Genomic DNA, 20,489 nt, shown 5'->3' on the forward strand with positions numbered 1-20,489 from the left:
CTTGCCCCTCGACTCTCAACCAAAAAAAAACGCGCACCGGAAACCCGGTGCGCGTTCTTTAAAATCTATTCCCTGATGGAAAAGATCAGCTTTCGCGGCTCTTGGAAGCGCGCTTCCGCTCGTTCGGATCCAGGTAACGCTTACGGATACGAATGGCGGACGGCGTCACTTCAACCAGCTCATCGTCTTCAATGTAGGCGATGGCCTGCTCAAGGCTCATACGGCGCGGCGGCGTCAGAAGCAGGGCTTCGTCCTTGCCGGATGCACGCATGTTGGTCAGCTTCTTTTCACGGACCGCATTGATGTCCAGATCGTTCTCACGGGAATGCTCACCCAGGATCATGCCCGTGTAAATCTTCTCACCAGCGTCCACGAACATCGTGCCACGATCCTGAAGGGCAAACAGCGCGTATTGCGTTGTCTGGCCGTCTTCAGCAGAGATCAGCGAGCCGTTACGACGGCCTTCAATCGTGCCGACATACGGCAGATAGCCATGGAACAGACGGTTCATGAGGCCTGTGCCGCGCGTGTCGGTCAGGAACTCACCGTGATAGCCGATCAGGCCACGGGACGGGATCAGGAACGTCAGACGGACCTTGCCACCACCGGACGGACGCATGTCCTGCATCACGCCCTTACGCAGGGACATCTTCTCGACGACGACGCCGGAATACGGCTCGTCCACGTCCACCAGAACTTCTTCGAACGGCTCTTCACGTTCACCGGTCTCTTCGTTTTCACGGTAGAGCACGCGCGGACGACCGATCGTCAGTTCGAAGCCTTCACGACGCATCTGCTCGATCAGAACACCAAGCTGAAGTTCACCACGACCGGCAACTTCAAAAGCTTCGCTTTCCGGGCTTTCCGTAACCTTAATGGCCACGTTGCCTTCAGTTTCCTTGAAGAGACGGTCACGGATCTGACGGGAGGTAACTTTCTTGCCTTCACGGCCACCCAGCGGACCATCGTTGATGCGGAAGGTCATGGACAGGGTCGGCGGATCGACTGGGCGGGACGGCAGCGGCTCGCTGATGGACGGATCAGCAATCGTGTCCGGAATCGTTGCTTCGGACAGACCGGCAACGGCCACGATGTCACCGGCTTCGGCTTCATCAACCGGCACGCGGTCCAGGCCACGGAAAGACAGCAGCTTGGTCAAACGGCCGGTTTCAACAACCGTGCCGTCCGGACGCAGCACGCGAACCGGCATGTTTACCTTCGCACGGCCCTGATCGATACGACCCGTCAGGATACGGCCAAGGAAGTTGTCGCTCTCAAGGATGGTTGCAACCATGCCAAAAGGCGCATCCTTGTCGACGTTTGGCGTCGGGACGTGGCGCAGAACCAGATCGAACAGCGGGGACAGGTCCTTCTTCGGTCCGTCCAGCTCAAGATCAGCCCAGCCCTGACGGCCAGAAGCGTACAGCATCGGGAAGTCAAGCTGGTGCTCGTCAGCGCCCAGGGATGCGAACAGATCGAAGATTTCTTCGTGCACTTCGTCCGGACGCGCGTCGCTACGGTCGATCTTGTTCACGACCACGATCGGACGGATGCCACGGGCCAGAGCCTTGCCCAGAACGAACTTCGTCTGCGGCAGAGCACCTTCAGCGGCGTCAACGAGAATGATCGCCCCATCCACCATGCTCAGGATACGCTCGACTTCGCCACCGAAGTCAGCATGGCCCGGCGTATCAATGATGTTGATACGCGAGTCTTTCCAGACAACGGACGTGCACTTGGCAAGAATGGTGATGCCACGCTCGCGTTCGAGGTCATTGCTGTCCATCGCGCGATCAGCAACGTGCTGGTTCTCGCGGAAAGAGCCGGACTGCTTGAGGAGCGCGTCAACCAGCGTGGTTTTGCCATGATCGACGTGCGCGATGATGGCGATGTTACGGATTTCCATTTGGTCTTCCAGACGGTGCATCGAAGATGAGAATTTGCGCCGTCTTCTGCACCGAATCCCGCGAATATGCAAACTCTGTCGCAGTCTTTTCGTAAAGGGGCCGGGTTGAGTGAGGCGCAAAGCTGGTCCACATCTTCGGAAAACACAGTCTTTCCGCGAGAAGAATCCACCATGTCCGACCATCATCCAACGGGGCCTTCCGCCCCGGGAACTGACGCCCTGAGCCAGCTTGGCCGTAACACGCCCGCTGCAAACAGCCCGGAAGAAGCCGTTCTGGAGCGTGTGCCCTCCCCTCATCAGGGTCGCAAATACGTCGTGCGCTTCACGGCACCGGAGTTCACATCTCTTTGCCCCGTGACGGGCCAGCCGGACTTCGCGCACATCGTCATCGATTACATCCCGAGCAAATGGATCGTGGAGAGCAAGTCTCTCAAGCTGTACCTGACCAGCTTCCGCAACCACGGCGCTTTCCACGAGGATTGTTCCGTTGCGATTGCCGAACGCCTTGTTGAACTGCTCGATCCGGAATGGCTGCGCATCGGAGCCTACTGGTACCCCCGCGGCGGCATTCCAATCGATGTCTTCTGGCAGACAGGCGAGCCACCAGCAGGCGTCTGGATTCCCTCACAGGACGTTCCCGGCTATCGGGGCCGTGGCTGAGACATGACTGAAGCGGCTGCCATTGCCCGTGCCCGCGGTCCTGTCACCCAGGCACGGCTGGCGGTTGATTTCAGACGGATTGGCGTTGAACCCGGCATGACAGTTCTGGTTCATACGGCCATGAGCCGTATTGGCTGGATCTGTGGCGGGGCAAGAAGTGTTATTGAGGCTCTTCTTCAGGTTGTGGGGCCGGAAGGCACGATCGTCATGCCTGCGCAGTCTTCGGACCTGAGCGATCCCGCCGGATGGTGTGATCCACCCGTTCCACAGACCTGGTGGGACACGATCCGAGCCAGCATGCCTGCGTTCGATCCCCGCACAACCTCCACGCGGGGCGTTGGCACAGTTGCCGAGACCTTCCGCACGTGGCCTGGGACGCTCCGAAGCCTGCATCCGCAGGTGTCCTTTACAGCCCGGGGGCCACGGGCTGCAGATATTCTATCCAGCCAGCCACTCGAAGACCCGTTTGGCGTTGTTTCGCCTCTCGCGGTTCTGAACCAGTGCGGCGCTCACGTGCTGATGATCGGCGCCGGCTGGGAAACCTGTACGGCACTTCATCTGGCGGAACGGCTCTCAGATCCGCATGGCCCCACGTTTGAAGACGGAACTGCTCTGCTGGTGGATGGGGAACGTCGTTGGGTCCGGTTCCGCATGCCGCAAACGAATGTGGAGCGCTTTCCGGCTGTAGGGGCAAAACTTGATGGGCAGGCCATGCTGCAACATGGCCATGTCGGGGCGGCCCCCTCGCGGCTGTTTCCAGTCGCTCAGGCCGTTGATACGGCCGTGGAAATGTGGAGCTTACCGCCCCTTATGACGTAACCGGGATGCGTATTTCAGTCCGCCTGTGCGGGCTCTTTCTGAGGGCCAGCACAATGAGAACCACTCCATAAACAAGCGCCACACCATCCACACTCGCAGCCAAGGACGTGACCTCTCCCGACGCCAGAGATCGTGTCATGTCTGTCAGGGGGATCAGCAGGGTCATCACGCCCGCTACGCCCAGAAGAGGCCGCAGGCTTTTGGCGCCTCCCAGACAGATCGCAACAATGATGCAGCTGAAGAAGACCACGTAAAACAGGGCCTCTGCTGCCTGGTAGTGGCCACCTTCCGGTAGGAAGGGCGCGGCAGCAAGAACCGCGGATACACCGCTGATGCAGCCAATCATACAGCCTGTTGTCAGAGCCGAAAGGCAGCGCGTTCCAAAGCTGTCTTCCGCCAGACCCGCCGAGCGGTCACGGCGCCTGCGCGAGGAGAGCCAGAGCTGATTGCCTGAGTAGAACAGGAATGCTCCACCAAACCCTAGAACGGCATAACCCCACCGGATCAGCCACCCTCCGTAAGTCCCGAAATGCAGAGCGTAGATCAATGTGAGGGCCTGGAATGCCGGCTTCTGATGGTTGGGCAGAAAATCAGTTGAGATCAGGCGTCCTGTGTACGGATTGACCTCGCCATACCCCCCATCCGGCCGACGGCTGATCTGCGCCGCATCCTGTACCATCACGTGCAAAGACAGCTTCCCGCCTCTGCTGGAATAGGCCAGCACGTCCGGCTCAAGCCCCGGAACCTGCTTTCGAAAGGCATCGACAATCGCCAGGGGCTCAAGAAGTGCCTGAGACCGGTCACCTTGGTGCGAATGATTTTTCTGAGGCGGATGTGCGGACACTGCTGGCAGAAACAGGGTTTTTTCCAACGCCATGATGGGCTGATGAAATGCAAACCCAGCAGCCGTTGCAGCCATCACGATGTGAAACGGCAGGGAGCAAACACCCAGCAACGTATGGAAATCGAGCCACATGCGGCGCAGATTTTCCGTCAGTCTTACGGCAAAGAGATTACGGACAAGAGAGGGCAGCAGAACAATCGTGCCCGACACAAGCGCCACAGCATACAAGAGCGCCACAATCCCCATGATGAGGCGCCCATATTCCCGGTTCAGGGGAAGGCCTATTCTTTGATGCAGGATGTTGAGGAAATACCCGACCTGCGAGGGTGTTCTCGTCTGGGTAACGAGTGTGCCATCTGCGGCCAGACCTGCATAAACTGTCCGTGCAGGCCCATGGTCCCTGTCTGACGAGACAACCCACATGAGGCTCGATGGACTAGTCTCATCCGGATGCAAAACCACAGTATGGTTGGCAATCATGGACGGATCTGCCGTCTCGGCCTTCTGCACCAGTTCGGACAGGCGATCTTCCGGAACTGGTGCTGGCAACGTAGCTGTGCGAGAGGCCCAGTTCCCCAGCGGCAATTCAAACATCGTCATGCCGCCTGCGTAAAAGGCGATGAACAGGAACAGCCCTGCCATAATGCCCACCCAGCTATGAACATTTCGGTAAAGCCGGACGACATCCCCGCGAATCTTCATGCCATGACACCATGCAGAAGGAAAAACAGGACCCACACCCCGGCATTGACGAGAACCAGCGTCAGCCATGCCTGACGGGGGGAGCGGAACAGGAAAGAAAATGCGACCACGAGCCCCCAGACAGGCCCGGGAAACCACCGCAAAATCTGGGATGCTGCGGTTTTAAGCTGGGCATCGGCGTGAAACAGCAGCCCCAGGATGCCCATCAGACCGATCGCCAGCGTGGCGCCGAGTATCAGTCCGGCCAACACCTTCCCGATCCATCCTGTGCCATCCAATGGCTTGGGCTGCGTCGTACCACTCACAATGTGCGCCCCTGAGGCCTGAAAATCGCCAGTGTCAGAGGCAGCAGAATACACGCCAGCATCAGCACGGTTCCGACGATCAGCAGTGCGGTCAGAAAATGCATTCTCAGGCTCATCACCCCGACAGCAGCCAACAGACTAAGCAGCCCCAGCAATAAGCCCTCACGCAGCGAAAGAGAGCGGCGCAGCAGACACTGAGACGGTACAGACAGGTAAAACAGTCCAGCCGCGAAACTTGTCAGGACTGCAGAGAGGAGTTCGAACACCACCGGTCGCTCACCAACGATAGGACAGAGTGACGAAGACTGCCCGCCCTGGCGCCCATGCACAAGCAACCGAGCGCGTACATGCGGCGACGTAATGGCGGTTTGCAATATTGGTGCCGTTGAACTGAATTCCGAAGCGCTGATAATCGATGTGCGCCTGCAAATCCCAGACAAGCTGGCTTGGAACCGTAAAGGTCGCAGGCAGTGCGCCTGCCGTGTTGCCCGTATAGCGCACGCCGGCGCCCAAACCCGTCACCCAGTTTCGGGCCAGATGGAAATCACGCTTCAGGAACAGGGATGCCATGTGAGATGGGATGGCCACTGGGCGCTGGTTTTTCTGGGCCGCCACGGTCGTCTTCGTGATGCGAGGGTCCTGATAGGTGAACGACGCCAGCATATCGATCTTGTAAGGGAGTCGACCCACGCCTTCCGCCTCGAAGCCCCGTGTTCTCTGTTCGCCCGTCTGAATGTCGTAGGTCGAATCAGCCGGATCGGTTGTCAGAACATTGCTTTCGACCAGATTGAAGAAGTCAGCCGTTAACATGAAATCTTCGCCCCAGGGCGTGCCATGTGGGGGCTTGTATTTCAGGCCAGCTTCGATCTGCCGTCCGCGTGTCGGCAAAAAAGGCGTGTTCTCACGTGTCGTTCCAACCTGCGGCTGAAAAGACGTTGCATAAGACACATACGGCGTCAGGCCGATGGCGGATTTGTAAAGCAACCCAACACGCCCGGTGAAGGCATTGTTCTGCTGAGGGGTCTGCTCCCCCGTCCGATTATTGACCGTCAGGCTTTGCGTGAAATCCTCACGGCCAGAAAGCGTCAGGTAGAAACGATTCCAGTTTGCCTGCTCCTGCGCGTAAAGGCCGGTTTGTGTTTCTGTCTCGTTTGTATTGGTAGTCGTACCGTAGGTCGGCCAGGAAATCGGATTGTAAACGGGATTGTACAGATCAAGAGAGGGCGCTGTCTTCTGCCCGCGACGGAACGCCATGAAGTCACTGCGAAAATCCACACCGACCAGTAACTCATGATGAACAGGCCCCGTCCTGAGCTTCAGGTTTGAGCGCGTATCCAACGTGACATTGTTATAGTTTGAGGATTGCAGCAGAGCCTGTCGTGTCAGAGTTCTCTGGTCCGCAGACAGGGCAACAGCCGTCACATATCGGTATGATGCATCAATATGCGCGTAACGCATGTTCTGACTGATGGTCCAGTTTGGCGTCAGATGACGTGTGAAGCTGTAGCCAATGGAAACCTGGCGCTTTGAGTAAACATCATAGTCTGCATCGCTGTTCAGGAAATTGCGCGCAATATAGCCGTATGGGCTCGCATAAAGCGTTCCGTTTGCGGGAAGAAACTGGGACGTAGACCCGCCATCGACCTGCTCATAACTGGCAAGGATCGTAAAATCAGTCTTGCTGTCCGGACGCCAGCTGACGGAAGGCGCCACATAAATCTCATTGTTCTTGATGTTCTTGGCATACGTGTCGGATTTTCGGATCAATCCGTTGAAGCGCCACAGGAGTGTCTTGGAGGCGTTCAACGCTCCACCCACATCTGCCGCACCCTGAACACGACTGTAAGACCCGGTCTGGAATGTCACCTGATTCTGCTGGTTCAACCGCGGGCGCTTGCTGACAGCATTGATAATGCCGCCAAGCTGTCCCGACCCATACAGCGCGGACGAGGCACCACGTAGCACGTCCATTTCCTCAAGGCCCCACGGCTCAATGCTGTAGGAAAAAGACGTCGTCGCGTCCGGCGTCCGTGTGCCATCAAGGTAAATATCCGGCGAAAATCCACGGATCGTTCCAAAATAGCCGCGTGGATCATCCTTTGAGCCATAATCGGAAACACCGGCCGCGTAGCGAACTGCTTCGGAAATACTCCGGGCGTTCAACATCGTCATGCGGGCCTGCGTAATGACGGTCAGGTTCTGGGGCACGTCTTCAAGTGGCGTGGATGTCTTGGTCGCAGCATTTCCGCCAGCCGCTAACAACCCGACATGACTGCCCTTCACTTCCAGACGCTCTTCCCGTGACAACTCAGGGGAATGACCATCATGTCTCGAATGTTCAGCCGCTTTCTCGCGGCCAGAAAGGGAATGCTGGTGATGCCTCGGACGTTCTTTCTCCGGCTCCTGTGCAAACACCCAACCGGAAGGCAGCCCCAGCAACACCGTTGCGCAGGGAATAAGACACGACCGTACCCGCATCACAAAAATCTCCGAAAAGCGAGCGCGGAGATAACACTAATGATAATTATTCTCAACAACGGAAAATGGGAAATTCCGAGAAATTCTCGTAATTTCCATCACTTTTTCAAATCGTTACCTACGATCGTACTACTGTAACCCGAAAAGACCTCTGATTACGCCTCGATTCCCAACTGACCCTGGAAGTAAAGTAGCGGGGCTTCATCACGAACGGTGATGGACGTAGGCTTCGCCATGAACAGCGCGTGCGTGCCACCCTGAAACGTCTCGACGAGTTCGCAATGCATCTGCACCAGTGCGCCATCGATGAAGGCCGTGCCGTCTTCAGCTCGCACCACAACGTCTGACCCGAATTTGTCCGCCGTTCTGCTAGCAAACAGCATAGCCACATCCTTGTGGCTGTTGTTCAGGATGCTCAGACCAAAACGTCCGGCTTCAGCAATCGCTTTATAAGTCGAGCTGCCACGATGCAGACAGATCAGAAGCAGGAGCGGATCGAGGGAAACAGATGTCAGGGCGCTGATGGTTGCGCCCTGCTCGCCTTCGCTTCCCTTGGCGGTCACAACTGCGACACCCGTTGCGAAATGGGACATCGCCCGGCGAAAGTCCTGCTCATTCAGTGTCGTCATGACAACTCTCCTGCCATCGTCGGAATTTTTAGTTCCGGCACCATTACAGGAGAACTCTGACCGTCACCAGAAGCCAGGGAACCGCTGGACGCTCTCTTTTTCAGAAACGGGCAGTCATCGGATGCGCGCCCATACGGCCATCTTCGCGATCAAGTTTCTCAATCGCTGCCATGTCACTCTCCGTGAGGGTGAAATCGAAGACGTCCAGATTTTCAGCCAGTCTCTTTGGGTTCGCTGATTTCGGGATCACGATCAGACCGTTCTGAAGATGCCAGCGGATAATGACCTGAGCGGGTGTCCGACCAACGCTCCGGGCAACCTCCCCAATCGTCGCGTTATCCAGCACCTGCCCCTTCCCGAGCGGGCGCCATGATTCCGTGCGGATATTGTGCTGTTCGTTAAAGGCCCGCAGCGCCTTCTGCTGGAAAAACGGATGAAGCTCAATCTGGTTGACCGCCGGGGCGACGCCAGTTGCATCCATAATACGCGACAGATGGTCTGGCTCGAAGTTGGACACTCCAATGGACTTCACGCGCCCCTCTTTTTGTAGGGTCACGAGTGCCTTCCATGTTTCCACATACTGACCCTGCTCCGGCATCGGCCAGTGAATGAGATACATATCCAGAACCGGACGACGCAGCAGCCGGCAGCTCTCCTCATAGGCACGCAGCGTATTGTCGTAGCCCTGTTCGTCATTCCAGACCTTCGTCGTCACGAATACATCAGGATAATCCGCCAGAGCTTCACCAACGCCATCTTCGTTCCGATAAAGACGCGCTGTATCGACAGAATGATATCCGAGCTTCACAGCCTCCCGCACAACCGTTGCTGTTTCTTCAGGGGGCGTCTTCCAGACGCCCAGCCCGAGTTGCGGAATGACCCGGCCATCGTTCAGTGTAATTCTTGTCTGGTTATCCAGATATGGCACCTCATCGTTCATCAGAAATTCCTTTTCAAATCTTGTTCTTACATATCAAACGCCTGATCGGCCGACTGAGTTCAGGCGGGCACCACGAGCTGTGAAAGCTTGCGGGCCAGAGCTTCGGTGCTGAACGGTTTCACAAGCAGAGCACAGCCTGGTTCAAGCAGTCCTTCATCCAGAATATTCTGCTCCGCATAGCCCGTAATGAACAGAATTTTCAGATCGGGAAATCTGTCTCTCATGCGCGCAGCGAGTTGCCGCCCATTCATGCCACCTGGCATACCAATATCCGTAATCATCACGCTTGGCTGAACGCCATTCGAAAAACGATCTGACAATTCCAGAGCTGAAATACCGTCTTCTGCTGTCAGAACTCTTGCACCCAGATCGCCGACAACGTCACTCACAATGAGGCGTACGGCTTCCTCGTCATCCACAATCAGCACCAGCTTTCCAGACAGCCGCACAGACGCCGTTTTCGTCAGAATATCACCGTCAGGAACATCTGCCGGTAACACAGTGGCAGGCCCGTTGTAGCGAGGGAGCCAGAGGCTGACGGACGTTCCTTCTCCGGGCAGGGACCTGATCTGGGCTTGCCCACCAGACTGACGGGCAAAACCGTAAATCATGCTCAACCCCAGGCCAGTCCCTTTCCCTAGAGGCTTGGTCGTAAAGAACGGATCAAACGCCCGTTGCAGCGTTTCTTCCGCCATCCCACAACCGTTGTCCTCAACCTTCAAAAGCACATAGTCACCAACAGGCACCCCGGCTTCGTGGCTGGCCACAGACCCCAGAGATGTATTAGCGCTCACGATCCGTATGGTCCCGCCGCTCTCCCGCATCGCATCCCGTGCATTGATACAGAGATTGAGCACGGCGTTCTCAAGCTGGTTGGCATCAACCCGTGTCGTCCAGATTCCTGGCTGCAGATCAAACTGAATAGACACCAGTGGGCCAACGCTTCCGCGAAGAAGGGTCTCCAGACCGCTGACCAGACCATTCACATCTGTCGGCACGGGGTCCAAAGGCTGCCGACGCGAAAAGGCCAACAAACGGTGCGTTAGTGACGCTGCACGTCGCACCGCGTCCTGCGATGCCGTGATATAACGATCAAGACCAATGGTGCGGCCTTGCGTCAGTCGGGTTTCAAGCAGCTCAAGACTTCCGCCTATTCCCGCAAGCAGATTGTTGAAGTCATGGGCGAGACCACCGGTTAGCTGGCCAACAGCTTCCATTTTCTGGGACTGGCGCAACTGCTCTTCCAGATCATTGCGCTCGGTGACATCACGGCCAACACCGTAAATGGTGTCACCTTCATTATTGAAGTTCCAGTTATAGAGCCGCCATGTGCCGTTTCGGTGCTTCATCCGCACGTCCAGCGCGACATCGGACCAAGGCGTGCTGTGTCGAACCTGATCAAACGCTTCACAAACCGAGGCCTGATCATCCGGGTGACACAGAGCTTCAATCCTCAGCCCGATCAAACCTTCCTGTGTATAGCCCAACGCCCGCAACCAGGAAGGACTGACAGCCATGTAGTGACCACTTCGGCTGATGATAACGAACAGGTCCTTGGCGATGGTCCAGAGGCGGTCACGTTCCCGCGTTCGCTGGCGGATCCGCTCCTCCAGCATGACGTTCATTTCACGCAATTCCTGCTGGGTTTTGGCTTGGCGCATGGCGGCATGGGTGCGATCCGCCACAGCGCGGGTGAAGACGATTTCCTCTTCGGTCCACACATGCGGAACAGTGGAATACACGCACATCACACCCACGAGCCTGCCAAACTTGAACAGGGGCACATTCAAAAGCGCACGAATGTTGAGGGTTTCAAAGCGTTCGACACGCTTAAGCGTCAAAGTGTCCAGACGCACATCTGAAATGGCGACAGTACGCCCGCGAGCCAACAGAGGCCCATAATCGCCATAGTCACGGAACGCGTGGAATCCACGGATAGACGCCTGACGCTGAACATGACTGCCTGACCCCAGCGTCACAGTCCGCATTGCACCAATCAGCAGACCCGTTCCCGCCTCATCGACTGTTCCGTAAGCGGCGCAGCTTACGGAAAGTTCGCGACACAGGATCTGCGCGGCAACGCCTTCCATCTCATCAGCGTTTTCCAGTGCCCTCAGGCGATCTCCAAGCTCCACCAGGGCTGCCTGACGGAGGGCCTGTCTTTTGCTGTGATCAATATCCAGCACGATGCCGGGAAAACGGAGCGGTCGCCCGTCTTCAGTCAGATCGCAACGCCCATTCCCTTCAAACCATCGCGGGCCGGCTGGTGTGTGGACACGGAATTCGAAATCGCATCGCCCCCCTGTGTGAAGGGCGTTTGTGATGGCCGCCGCAACGCGCCCCTGATCTTCCGGCTCGATAGCAGCATAGAACGCCGTAACAGAAACGCCCTGCTCCAAAGCTTTTGCATCAAGGCCCAGCGTTTCAGCCAGACGTGTATCCCCGATCACGAGAGAAGAATTGTCATCCCACATCCATGTTCCGGCGATAGCACCTGCATCCAGTGCAAGCTGAAGCCGAAGACTGGATTGATTGACTTCCGTCAGATCACGCCCCGTCGCCAGAAGCCGCTGGACGTCCCCGTCTTCTCCAAAAATCGGCGTAACGGCCACATCCCAGAAGCGGCGGTTTCCCCGCATGGTATTGGCATACCCCTGAAAGCGTCCCGCCTCTCCACCCAGTGCCGTTTTGACGGCCTGAGTGGCCATGATGCGGGCCTGCCCCCGCCACAGATCAACCCATGGAACACCATGCAGGATAATGGGGCTGTCGAGTTCCATGGCCTCGATACCACCCGCATTGATGAACCGGATGCACCCATCCATGTCCAGAATATGAATGCAATCTGGCGAACTGGAGAGAAGAAGATGGGTAAAGGCTTCGCTGGATCTGAGCGCCTCAGCCACGGCAGAGGCGTTTGAAACGTCCATGACCACGCCGACAGAGCACAGATCATCGTGACCCGGCCGATCATCATCCCGCCAGCCCCGAATAAGCAGATGCCGCACCATTGTCGGACCCTGCGCATGTGACACCACGATGCGGAAACGGAATTCGAAAGTGCCTTCTTCCCGCAGATCGTCTTCTGCAACACTTTCATATGCGGCGCGGTCATCTGGGTGGAGGCAGGCATATGCATCTTCCAGCGAAAGCCCCTGCATCAGGAGCTGGGGAGGAAGGCCCCAGATCTGGGCAAAGCGCTCATCTCCAAACAGAAGCCGACGCGTCAGATTACAGCGGAAAAAACCCATCTCCGCGGCTTCGGCCATTCTTCTGATACGCCGATCCAGCCGATGAAGCTGACTGGCCACTCCGGAGCCGTCTGCCACTGGAAATGACCTGGCAATATGGCGCGCACAAAGAGCCTGGACATTCTCCAGACCTGGCGTTTTTTCCCGGACGCACAGCCAGACTTCAGGAGAGCTTTCATAAACGGGAAGACGGCAAACAGCCTCAGGATTTTGACCTTCAAGCTCGGCAAGAAAGTGGCTGTCTCCACCAGAGACAATGACCCACTCCCGGTCATGGTCACGGAGAACCAGAGCAGCAGCTCCACCACCCAGACTGACTGCCAAAGCCAGCAGATGCTCCGAGAAGTCTTCAAGAGCTGTTCTGATCTGATGCACGATCGAAGGAGGAAGAGCGTTGCCGCTGGCTTGCGCTACTTCTGAACCGGCCGTCATGCTGTCTCTCCCGGTCATGCCGCTTTTCCCGGATGGACGAGGGCCGACCTCACACTAACAGATCTTCACAGGAGCGCAGCCTCCCGCCGGAGTTCTTTTCCATAAAACCTTTGCGACCATCAAGACCGTGCTGCGTTTCCTTCGCCATGTGCCATCCCATGAAGAAGGAAACCCGCCATGCTTGGAATTGATCTGAGTGGTCGTACAGCCCTTGTCACAGGGTCTACTGGCGGGATCGGACTCGCCATAGCACGGCGCCTTGCCGAAGCTGGCGCAACCGTCATCATCAACGGCCGCAAACAGGAAAGCGTAGACAAAGCGCTGGATGTTCTGCGGGAACGTATTCCTGGTGGCACTTTTCGCAGTGTGGTGGCGGATGTTGGCACTGCCGAAGGGTGTGACACGCTTGTGAACACTGAAGGCGCTGTTGATATTCTGATCAACAATGCCGGAGTTTTCGGCCCCAACGACTTCTTCAAGACCACGGATGAAAGCTGGCAGAAGCTGTTCGAGGTCAACCTCTTTTCCGGTGTCAGACTGGCCCGCGCCTACATGCCCGGCATGAAAGAGCGTAACTGGGGCCGTGTTCTTTTCATTGCGTCGGAATCTGCAATCAACATTCCTGTGGAAATGATCGATTACGGTGTCAGCAAGACGGCCATGCTGGGTCTTGCCCGCGGTCTGGCCAAGGATATGGCGGGGACGAATGTCACGGTAAACTCCATCCTGCCAGGCCCAACCCTTTCCGAGGGTGTAAAAGACATGCTCAAGGCCCAGAACCCTGACAGCACTCAGCCTATGGAAGAGCTTGCGGCGGATTTTGTCCGGAAGCACCGCCCAAGCAATATCCTTCAGCGCATGGCAACAGTCGACGAAGTCGCGAATATCGTTGTTTACGCCGCATCGCCCCTCGCCTCCGCCACGACAGGCGCAGCTTTGCGGGTTGATGGTGGAACCGTCGATACGATCTAAAGACCCGAATTGAAAATATAAAAAAGCCCCGGCGCCTTTCGACGTCGGGGCTTTTTTATGGGGCGTTACAGGCTCAGCCGCGACGTGCAGCGGCCAGCTTCTGATCTGTGCGATACTGGCTCAATGCATACACGGACCAGATTGCAGCCGGAATCCAGCCAATGAGAGTCACCTGAAGGAACAGGCAGATAATACCTGCAAACGGGCGACCAATGGTGAAGAACTGAAGCCACGGCAGAAGCAGGGCAAGAATGAGACGCATAAGATAGTCCTTTCCTAAAACAGGGTCCGTTATTCTTCGTCAGGTCTGACATGGATGCAATGTTTCATCCGCCATGTCTGCCGTCAGGCACACTCACCAGCTTCACGACAAATCAGTTCCAGCAGCAGCAGAGACCGACCGGTGACGGTGTATTCATGCTTCTGGTCAAAGACTTCTTTCTCAATCTCGCTATCAGCGTCTGGCTGGTTTGTGTCCAGCAGAAGCTTCCACCGGCCTTCTCCTGTCTCTGGCAGTATGAATGGAACGGCATCTTTCCATCCATTGAACACAAGCAGCACAGTCGCATCTGACCCGCGTCGCATGATGCCACTCCGCTGGCTGCGACCGTCGATCATCAGACCAAAACACTGATCATGCCCCCAGTCTTCCGGCATCATCTGATTGCCACCAGCAGTCAGCCAGGTGAGTTCCTGAACATCCAGCTCTTTATTGTAAGCCTCCGTCAGAAAGCGCCCGCGCCGGAGAATGGGATACCGGCGCCTCAATCCCGTTAAGCGGCGAACAAAATTCTGAAGTTGAGCGCCTTCTTTGCCGATCTCCCAATTCAGCCATGAAATCTCACTGTCCTGGCAGTAGGCATTATTGTTCCCCTGCTGCGTCCGGCCAAATTCGTCACCGGCCAGAAGCATCGGCGTTCCCTGTGACAGCAGCAGCGTGGACAGCATGTTCCTGCATTGGCGCCAGCGAGTAGCATTAATATCCGGGTCTTCTGTCGGTCCTTCCACGCCATAATTGAAGGATCGGTTATCGGGAGAGCCATCCTTGCCTTCCTCCCCGTTCGCATCGTTATGGCGCTCGTTGTAGGAGACGCAGTCCATGAGCGTGAAACCGTCATGAGCCGTGACAAAATTCACACTGGCCCATGTCTGCCGCCCACTGTGGTTGAAACGGTCCGGGCTGGCCAGAAGCCTGGGCGCAAGGGCGCCTGACTTGGCCTCGCCACGCCAGAAATCACGAACAGTATCCCGGAACGTGTCATTCCACTCCGCCCAGCCCGGCGGAAAATTCCCAACCTGATAACCACCCGGACCAACGTCCCAAGGTTCGGCAATCAGTTTCACATGCGACAACACAGGGTCCTGCCGGCAGACGCGCAGAAACGTTGCATCATTATGGAAACCATCTTCCTCGCGCGCAAGAATTGTTCCGAGATCAAACCGAAATCCATCAACCCCCATTTCCTTGACCCAATATCTCAAGCTGTCCGCAACAAAGCGGATGCAGTTTAGATGCGTCAGGCTGAATGTGTTTCCGGTTCCCGTTTCGTTTATGTAATGTCTTTTGCTGTCCGGCATGAGCCGGTAATAGGAAACATTATCCAAGCCCCGGAATGAAAGCGTAGGACCAAGCTCGTTACCCTCGGCTGTATGGTTGTAAACAACGTCGAGAATAACTTCGAGGCCCGCCTCATGGCAGGCACGCACCAAAGCCCGGAATTCCGGAGCCGCATTATCAGGCTCTGCTGCGTAATGGCTTTCGGGGGCAAAAAAACCGATCGTATTATAGCCCCAGTAATTTCTAAGGCCCTTATCCGCCAGAAATTTGCTGTTGACGAAGCTTTGAACCGGGAGGAATTCCACCGCTGTCACGCCCATATCCCGAATACTTTTCAGCAGTTTCGGGTCTGACAGTCCGGCATAGGTTCCCCGCAGTTTCTCGGGCACGGCAGAGTTCTGACGGGTATACCCTTTCACATGCATCTCGTAGATGACCGTATCCGTCCAAGGTGTATCGGGATGGTCAAAATGCTGCGGCGTCGGGTCAATGATGATGGCTTTAGGGACGAATGCAGCACTGTCTGCCGTGCTGAAACTCAGATCCTTGTCCGGGCTGTCCAGCTCATAGCCAAACAGGGAAGGATCCCATTTAAGGTCCCCATGGAATGCTCTGGCATATGGATCCAGGAGTAATTTATTCGGATTGAACCGGTGCCCTTCGTCGGGCTCATAAGGCCCATGAACACGGTAACCATATAACTGCCCCGGCTTCAGATCCGGGATCCATCCATGAAAAACATGATCGGTATATTCAGGCAGACGGATCCGATCTGTCTCGCGTGTTCCGTCTTCATCGAACAGGCAGACTTCAACAGCTTTGGCGTGGGCAGAAAAAACGGCGAAATTTACACCGGAATCGTCATAGGTAGCTCCAAGATTATTAGGATTTCCTTCCTGTAATCCCTTCTGACGCGAACCGCTCATTTTGATTATTCCAGCAAAAACGCAAGTCGGTTTTCCTGCCCCATGGCAGAGCCGTGCAGCTTTTGGGGCGATAACGCTGGAAAGGCTTCTGACACGACTATAAATTATTTGTGAAGGCGTTTCCAACAGCATCCATCAGGCGTTGTTTCATCGACAAAGCCAAAAAATATCCAACTCCGCAGGATAGCGAGAGGTGTGTGTGTGATGACGCAGAATACGCCCGCATCAGCTGTGAGAGAACTGCAGCTTCTTTCCGTAGCGGCGGAGATCTATCCGCTGATCAAAACCGGAGGGCTGGGCGATGTCGTTGGCTCACTGCCAGCGGCACTTGAGCCTCACAGGATTAGCACACGCACCATTGTGCCCGGCTATCCGGCAGTTCTGAATGCGCTGTGCAACTGCAAAGAAACAATCCGGATCGATAATGTTCTCGGATATTCCGTTATCCTTTGGGAAGGCCGCACTGATGGAGGCACGCTTTATGCAGTGGACGTACCAGACCTCTACAATCGTCCCGGAAATCCCTATCTTTCGCCAGACGGTCAGCCCTGGAGCGACAACGGCATTCGTTATGCGGTGTTATGCCGAACGGCCGCATTAATTGCGGCCGGATTACTACCGGACTGGAAACCAGACGCAGTTCTGAGCCACGACTGGCACGCCGGGCTGGTTCCCGCCTATCTGCGCTATATGGAAGGCCCGACGCCGCCGGTCGCCCATGTCGTGCATAACCTCGCGTTCCAGGGGCTCTTCCCCCGCGAAATGCTACACGCCTTCGGTTTACCGGAGTGGTCTTTTACCTTCGACCAACTCGAATATTACGGCCAGATCAGCTTCATGAAGGCCGCTCTTCAGTTTTCAGACCGTCTGATCAGTGTGTCACCCACCTATGCAGAAGAAATTCAGACTCCTGAGGAAGGAATGGGGCTGGATACCGTCCTGCGGGCACGTTCCAACGCTTTGACCGGCATTCTGAATGGCGTGGATCTGCGGGAATGGAACCCCATGACCGATCCCTCCGTCTTTTTTCCTTATGCAGTTGGAGACATCATCGCGCGCCGTGCGAACAAGCGTGTGTTTCAGGCTGAGTTTGGCCTTCCTCAGAAATCGGATGCTCTGCTTCTCGGGATGGTCAGTCGTCTGACAACACAGAAAGGGGCTGACCTGCTGGCAAAGCTGGCCCCTCGCCTCTTTCAGGAGAATATCCAGCTCGCTGTTGTCGGTGTGGGTGATGAAGACATCATGCAAGAGTTTGCGACCCTACGTAGCCGGTATCCGCAAAATTTCGTCTGCCATCTGCGGTACAGCGAGACACTTGGCCACCGATTGCACTCTGCGGTCGATGCATCCCTGATCCCTTCCCGTTTTGAACCCTGCGGCCTGACGCAGTTTCATGCCCTGCGTTACGGATCGATCCCGATTGCAGCCCGTGTAGGAGGGCTGAGCGACACCATTATTGATGCCAATTCAGCTGCTGTGTCAGAGGGCGTTGCAAACGGAATTCTGTTCTCCCCCACAACAGAGGACATGCTCTATCTGGCAATCCGCCGCGCGCAGGCCCTGTTTCGTCAAAAAGCTGTCTGGGCACGGATGCAGCGGAATGGGGCGCTGCACGATGTGTCCTGGAATGGCAAAGCCGCCCAATATGCCCGCCTACTGCAGGGCATGACCGGCCATGAAACAGTCATGACAGAGCCTGGCAGTGATATCGCCCCACGCCGGGCCGATCCGGCATGTGCACGTCCACGGCTGTCACGGCAGGTTGCACGGATGCCGCGCACCGCAGGCGACGCAGCCACGTCTTCACTTGTTCCGTTCACGCCCCGTACGGGCACCCGTTCCTGAAGGTATTTTTGCATGATGGCTCGTCCGGTCGATCCCGTTCTTCAATCCATGACAGACGCACTTATGGCCGGGCAGTGCAGTGACCCCTTCGCACTCCTGGGCCGCCACCGGGATCATCGCCAGGATATTGTGAGAGTCTTTTACCCCGATGCTGTGGAAGTCCATCTCATGGTGGAACAGGCATCAGGGCAGGTTTTGGAAAAAACCATGCGTCGGATCGATGATCGCGGCCTGTATTCCGCCACGCTCCCACGCTCCGCCCGCTATCGCCTCCGCATCCGCTGGGCCGACGCGTGGCAGGACACCCATGATCCATACAGCTTCGGCCTGCTTCTGGGCGACATGGATCTGTACCTTTTTTCGGAAGGGAAACATCAGCAGATCGACCGGATGATGGGCTCCATTCCCATGGTTGTTGATGGCGTAAATGGCGTCCGCTTCGCAGTGTGGGCACCAAACGCCAAACGTGTCTCCGTCGTTGGCGATTTTAATATCTGGGATGGCCGTCGGCACTGCATGCGCCTGCGTCATGGGTCTGGCGTGTGGGAGTTATTTATTCCTGGAGTGCACGCCGGAGAGCGTTACAAATACGAAATAGTCTCTCAGGATGGACACGTTCTTCCCGCCAAGGCGGATCCCTATGCCAAAGCCGCAGAACTGCCGCCTGCCAATGCCTCCGTTATTGCGGCGCCAGATGACTTTGTCTGGCACGACAAGGAATGGATGAGCACGCGCGCGGCCAGACATGCCAGTCAGGCTCCCATTTCAATTTACGAAATTCATGCCCCCTCATGGCGTCATCCCCAGCATGGCAATGACATCATGACGTGGGAGGAGCTTGGTGATGCGCTCATTCCGTATCTTCAGGATCTGGGATTTACTCATCTGGAGCTACTCCCAATCGCGGAGTATCCTTATTCCGGGTCATGGGGATACCAACCGCTCAGCCTCTATGCGCCTACAGTGCGCCATGGTTCACGCGCCCAATTTGCCAACTTCGTTGACCGTTGCCACCAAGCCGGCCTCGGCGTCATCATCGACTGGGTTCCTGCCCATTTCCCTGCCGATCAGCATGGGCTGAGCCAGTTCGATGGCACACACCTGTATGAACATGCAGACCCGCAGGAAGGCTATCATCAGGACTGGCACACCCTGATTTATAATTATGGGCGCAACGAAGTCTGTGGTTTTCTGGCTGGCAGCGCCCTGCACTGGCTGGAACAGTTCCACATCGACGGTCTGCGCGTCGATGCTGTCGCATCCATGCTGTACCGGGATTACAGCCGCAAGGAAGGAGAATGGCGCCCAAACATTCATGGAGGGCGCGAAAATCTGGAAGCGGTCAATTTCCTGCGCCATCTGTCAGAAACTCTGGAAGACCTCCACCCTGACACCATGCTGATCGCGGAAGAGTCGACGTCCTGGCCAGGCGTGACAGCGCCCGCCAGAACAGGCGGCCTGGGTTTTACCTACAAATGGAATATGGGCTGGATGCATGACACGCTGCGGTACATGGAACTTGATCCGCTCTGGCGCAGTTACCATGCAAACGACATCACTTTCGGCATGATCTATGCTTATTCGGAACGTTTTATCCTGCCACTTTCCCATGATGAGGTTGTCCACGGAAAAGGGTCTCTCCTGACCAAAATGCAGGGAGATGAGTGGCAGAAACATGCCAATCTGCGCGTACTCTATGCCCTGATGTGGGCCTATCCGGGCCGAAAACTTCTCTTCATGGGCGGAGAGCTGGCTCAACCGCACGAATGGAATCATGAAGGTGAGTTGGCGTGGTATCGGCTGTGGGACGGATATGGCCGCGGCATGCATGACACGGTTCGTTCCATCAACACGCTGTATCGCTCTTACCCTGCCCTTCATGCTTCCGATGATGAGCATGAAGGGTTTCAGTGGCTCGTTGCCGACGATATCGCCAACACGGTTTTTGCCTGGCTCAGACAGTCTCCAGATGCACGCCCTGTTCTTGTTGTGGGCAACATGACGCCTGTTCCGCGCATGAACTACCGCATTGGCGTTCCATGGCGCGGTGAATGGCGAGAGCTCCTCAATACAGACGCAGCCCATCTGGGTGGAAGTAATCTCGGCAATCATGGGCAGGTGTATGCCGAGGATATTCCCACCCACGGCATGCCACACTCTGTCGAACTGATCCTCCCTCCTCTTGCCGTGCTTTATCTTTCTCCAGCTCCCTGAGACAAAGG

Annotated in this window: 15 protein-coding genes; 5 read left to right on the forward strand and 10 right to left on the reverse strand. The window is 56.4% G+C overall.

Annotation, left to right across the window (positions count from 1 at the left end; genetic code table 11):
- Nucleotides 1-85: 85 nt before the first annotated feature.
- On the reverse strand, nucleotides 86-1,906 hold the full coding sequence (gene typA, locus KP705_RS07840; RefSeq protein ID WP_046900908.1) for a translational GTPase TypA: 1,821 nt from the start codon (nucleotides 1,904-1,906) through the stop codon (nucleotides 86-88).
- A 171-nt stretch (nucleotides 1,907-2,077) separates the two neighbouring features.
- On the opposite strand from typA, the gene queF reads away from it, so the two are divergent.
- Both queF and KP705_RS07850 read left to right on the forward strand, forming a co-directional pair.
- Entirely contained in the window at nucleotides 2,078-2,566 is a 489-nt protein-coding gene (queF, locus tag KP705_RS07845; protein WP_046900909.1) for a preQ(1) synthase, read from the forward strand.
- Between the two features lie 3 nt (nucleotides 2,567-2,569).
- Nucleotides 2,570-3,385, forward strand: coding sequence for an aminoglycoside N(3)-acetyltransferase (locus tag KP705_RS07850; protein ID WP_046900181.1), 816 nt, complete (start codon nucleotides 2,570-2,572; stop codon nucleotides 3,383-3,385).
- On the opposite strand, the gene KP705_RS07855 is transcribed toward KP705_RS07850, so the two are convergent.
- The 7 genes from KP705_RS07855 to KP705_RS07885 all read right to left on the reverse strand — a co-directional run bounded on the left by KP705_RS07855 (nucleotide 3,375) and on the right by KP705_RS07885 (nucleotide 12,966).
- On the reverse strand, nucleotides 3,375-4,931 hold the full coding sequence (locus tag KP705_RS07855) for a PepSY domain-containing protein (RefSeq protein ID WP_046900182.1): 1,557 nt from the start codon (nucleotides 4,929-4,931) through the stop codon (nucleotides 3,375-3,377). The genes KP705_RS07850 and KP705_RS07855 overlap by 11 nt on opposite strands.
- On the reverse strand, nucleotides 4,928-5,236 hold the full coding sequence (locus tag KP705_RS07860; RefSeq protein WP_046900183.1) for a hypothetical protein: 309 nt from the start codon (nucleotides 5,234-5,236) through the stop codon (nucleotides 4,928-4,930). Before KP705_RS07860 ends, KP705_RS07855 begins: the two co-directional genes overlap by 4 nt.
- The gene (locus KP705_RS07865; RefSeq protein ID WP_235271727.1) at nucleotides 5,233-5,505 is read right to left on the reverse strand and encodes a hypothetical protein; all 273 of its coding nucleotides are present in this window, start codon (nucleotides 5,503-5,505) and stop codon (nucleotides 5,233-5,235) included. The genes KP705_RS07860 and KP705_RS07865 overlap by 4 nt, the downstream gene beginning before the upstream one ends.
- Before the next feature lie 7 nt (nucleotides 5,506-5,512).
- Nucleotides 5,513-7,714: a TonB-dependent siderophore receptor gene (locus tag KP705_RS07870; RefSeq protein WP_215764282.1), complete on the reverse strand. Its 2,202-nt coding sequence runs from the start codon at nucleotides 7,712-7,714 to the stop codon at nucleotides 5,513-5,515.
- A gap of 155 nt (nucleotides 7,715-7,869) precedes the next feature.
- A complete protein-coding gene (locus KP705_RS07875) occupies nucleotides 7,870-8,343 on the reverse strand; it encodes a flavin reductase family protein (protein WP_046900185.1) in 474 nt (157 codons plus the stop codon).
- A 100-nt stretch (nucleotides 8,344-8,443) separates the two neighbouring features.
- Nucleotides 8,444-9,283 carry an aldo/keto reductase gene (locus KP705_RS07880; RefSeq protein WP_046900186.1) on the reverse strand — a complete coding sequence of 280 codons (840 nt, stop codon included), beginning with the start codon at nucleotides 9,281-9,283 and terminating at the stop codon, nucleotides 8,444-8,446.
- Nucleotides 9,284-9,342: 59 nt separating this feature from the next.
- Nucleotides 9,343-12,966: a PAS domain-containing protein gene (locus KP705_RS07885; RefSeq protein WP_046900187.1), complete on the reverse strand. Its 3,624-nt coding sequence runs from the start codon at nucleotides 12,964-12,966 to the stop codon at nucleotides 9,343-9,345.
- 177 nt (nucleotides 12,967-13,143) lie between these two features.
- On the opposite strand from KP705_RS07885, the gene KP705_RS07890 reads away from it, so the two are divergent.
- Nucleotides 13,144-13,938: an SDR family NAD(P)-dependent oxidoreductase gene (locus tag KP705_RS07890; protein ID WP_046900188.1), complete on the forward strand. Its 795-nt coding sequence runs from the start codon at nucleotides 13,144-13,146 to the stop codon at nucleotides 13,936-13,938.
- Between the two features lie 73 nt (nucleotides 13,939-14,011).
- On the opposite strand, the gene KP705_RS07895 is transcribed toward KP705_RS07890, so the two are convergent.
- Nucleotides 14,012-14,200 carry a YqaE/Pmp3 family membrane protein gene (locus tag KP705_RS07895; RefSeq protein WP_046900189.1) on the reverse strand — a complete coding sequence of 63 codons (189 nt, stop codon included), beginning with the start codon at nucleotides 14,198-14,200 and terminating at the stop codon, nucleotides 14,012-14,014.
- 83 nt (nucleotides 14,201-14,283) lie between these two features.
- A complete protein-coding gene (glgX, locus tag KP705_RS07900; protein WP_215764267.1) occupies nucleotides 14,284-16,422 on the reverse strand; it encodes a glycogen debranching protein GlgX in 2,139 nt (712 codons plus the stop codon).
- Between the two features lie 204 nt (nucleotides 16,423-16,626).
- Here glgX and glgA point away from each other — a divergent pair, with 204 nt between their 5' ends.
- Nucleotides 16,627-18,267, forward strand: coding sequence for a glycogen synthase GlgA (gene glgA / locus KP705_RS07905; protein WP_215764268.1), 1,641 nt, complete (start codon nucleotides 16,627-16,629; stop codon nucleotides 18,265-18,267).
- Nucleotides 18,268-18,279: 12 nt separating this feature from the next.
- Nucleotides 18,280-20,481 (forward strand): 1,4-alpha-glucan branching protein GlgB, encoded by a 2,202-nt coding sequence (gene glgB / locus KP705_RS07910; protein WP_046900192.1) that lies wholly within the window; start codon nucleotides 18,280-18,282, stop codon nucleotides 20,479-20,481.
- Nucleotides 20,482-20,489: the final 8 nt, after the last annotated feature.

This window comes from Gluconobacter sp. P1D12_c (assembly GCF_018812105.1).
Classification (GTDB): domain Bacteria; phylum Pseudomonadota; class Alphaproteobacteria; order Acetobacterales; family Acetobacteraceae; genus Gluconobacter; species Gluconobacter oxydans_A.

Excerpts from the sequence above, each read along its gene's own strand:
- typA (WP_046900908.1), bottom strand. The coding sequence starts at position 1,906 with ATGGAAATCCGTAACATCGCCATCATCGCGCACGTCGATCATGGCAAA.
- queF (WP_046900909.1), top strand. The coding sequence starts at position 2,078 with ATGTCCGACCATCATCCAACGGGGCCTTCCGCCCCGGGAACTGACGCC.
- KP705_RS07850 (WP_046900181.1), top strand. The coding sequence starts at position 2,570 with ATGACTGAAGCGGCTGCCATTGCCCGTGCCCGCGGTCCTGTCACCCAG.
- KP705_RS07855 (WP_046900182.1), bottom strand. The coding sequence starts at position 4,931 with ATGAAGATTCGCGGGGATGTCGTCCGGCTTTACCGAAATGTTCATAGC.
- KP705_RS07870 (WP_215764282.1), bottom strand. The coding sequence starts at position 7,714 with ATGCGGGTACGGTCGTGTCTTATTCCCTGCGCAACGGTGTTGCTGGGG.
- KP705_RS07875 (WP_046900185.1), bottom strand. The coding sequence starts at position 8,343 with ATGACGACACTGAATGAGCAGGACTTTCGCCGGGCGATGTCCCATTTC.
- KP705_RS07880 (WP_046900186.1), bottom strand. The coding sequence starts at position 9,283 with ATGAACGATGAGGTGCCATATCTGGATAACCAGACAAGAATTACACTG.
- KP705_RS07885 (WP_046900187.1), bottom strand. The coding sequence starts at position 12,966 with ATGACGGCCGGTTCAGAAGTAGCGCAAGCCAGCGGCAACGCTCTTCCT.
- KP705_RS07890 (WP_046900188.1), top strand. The coding sequence starts at position 13,144 with ATGCTTGGAATTGATCTGAGTGGTCGTACAGCCCTTGTCACAGGGTCT.
- KP705_RS07895 (WP_046900189.1), bottom strand. The coding sequence starts at position 14,200 with ATGCGTCTCATTCTTGCCCTGCTTCTGCCGTGGCTTCAGTTCTTCACC.
- glgX (WP_215764267.1), bottom strand. The coding sequence starts at position 16,422 with ATGAGCGGTTCGCGTCAGAAGGGATTACAGGAAGGAAATCCTAATAAT.
- glgA (WP_215764268.1), top strand. The coding sequence starts at position 16,627 with ATGACGCAGAATACGCCCGCATCAGCTGTGAGAGAACTGCAGCTTCTT.
- glgB (WP_046900192.1), top strand. The coding sequence starts at position 18,280 with ATGATGGCTCGTCCGGTCGATCCCGTTCTTCAATCCATGACAGACGCA.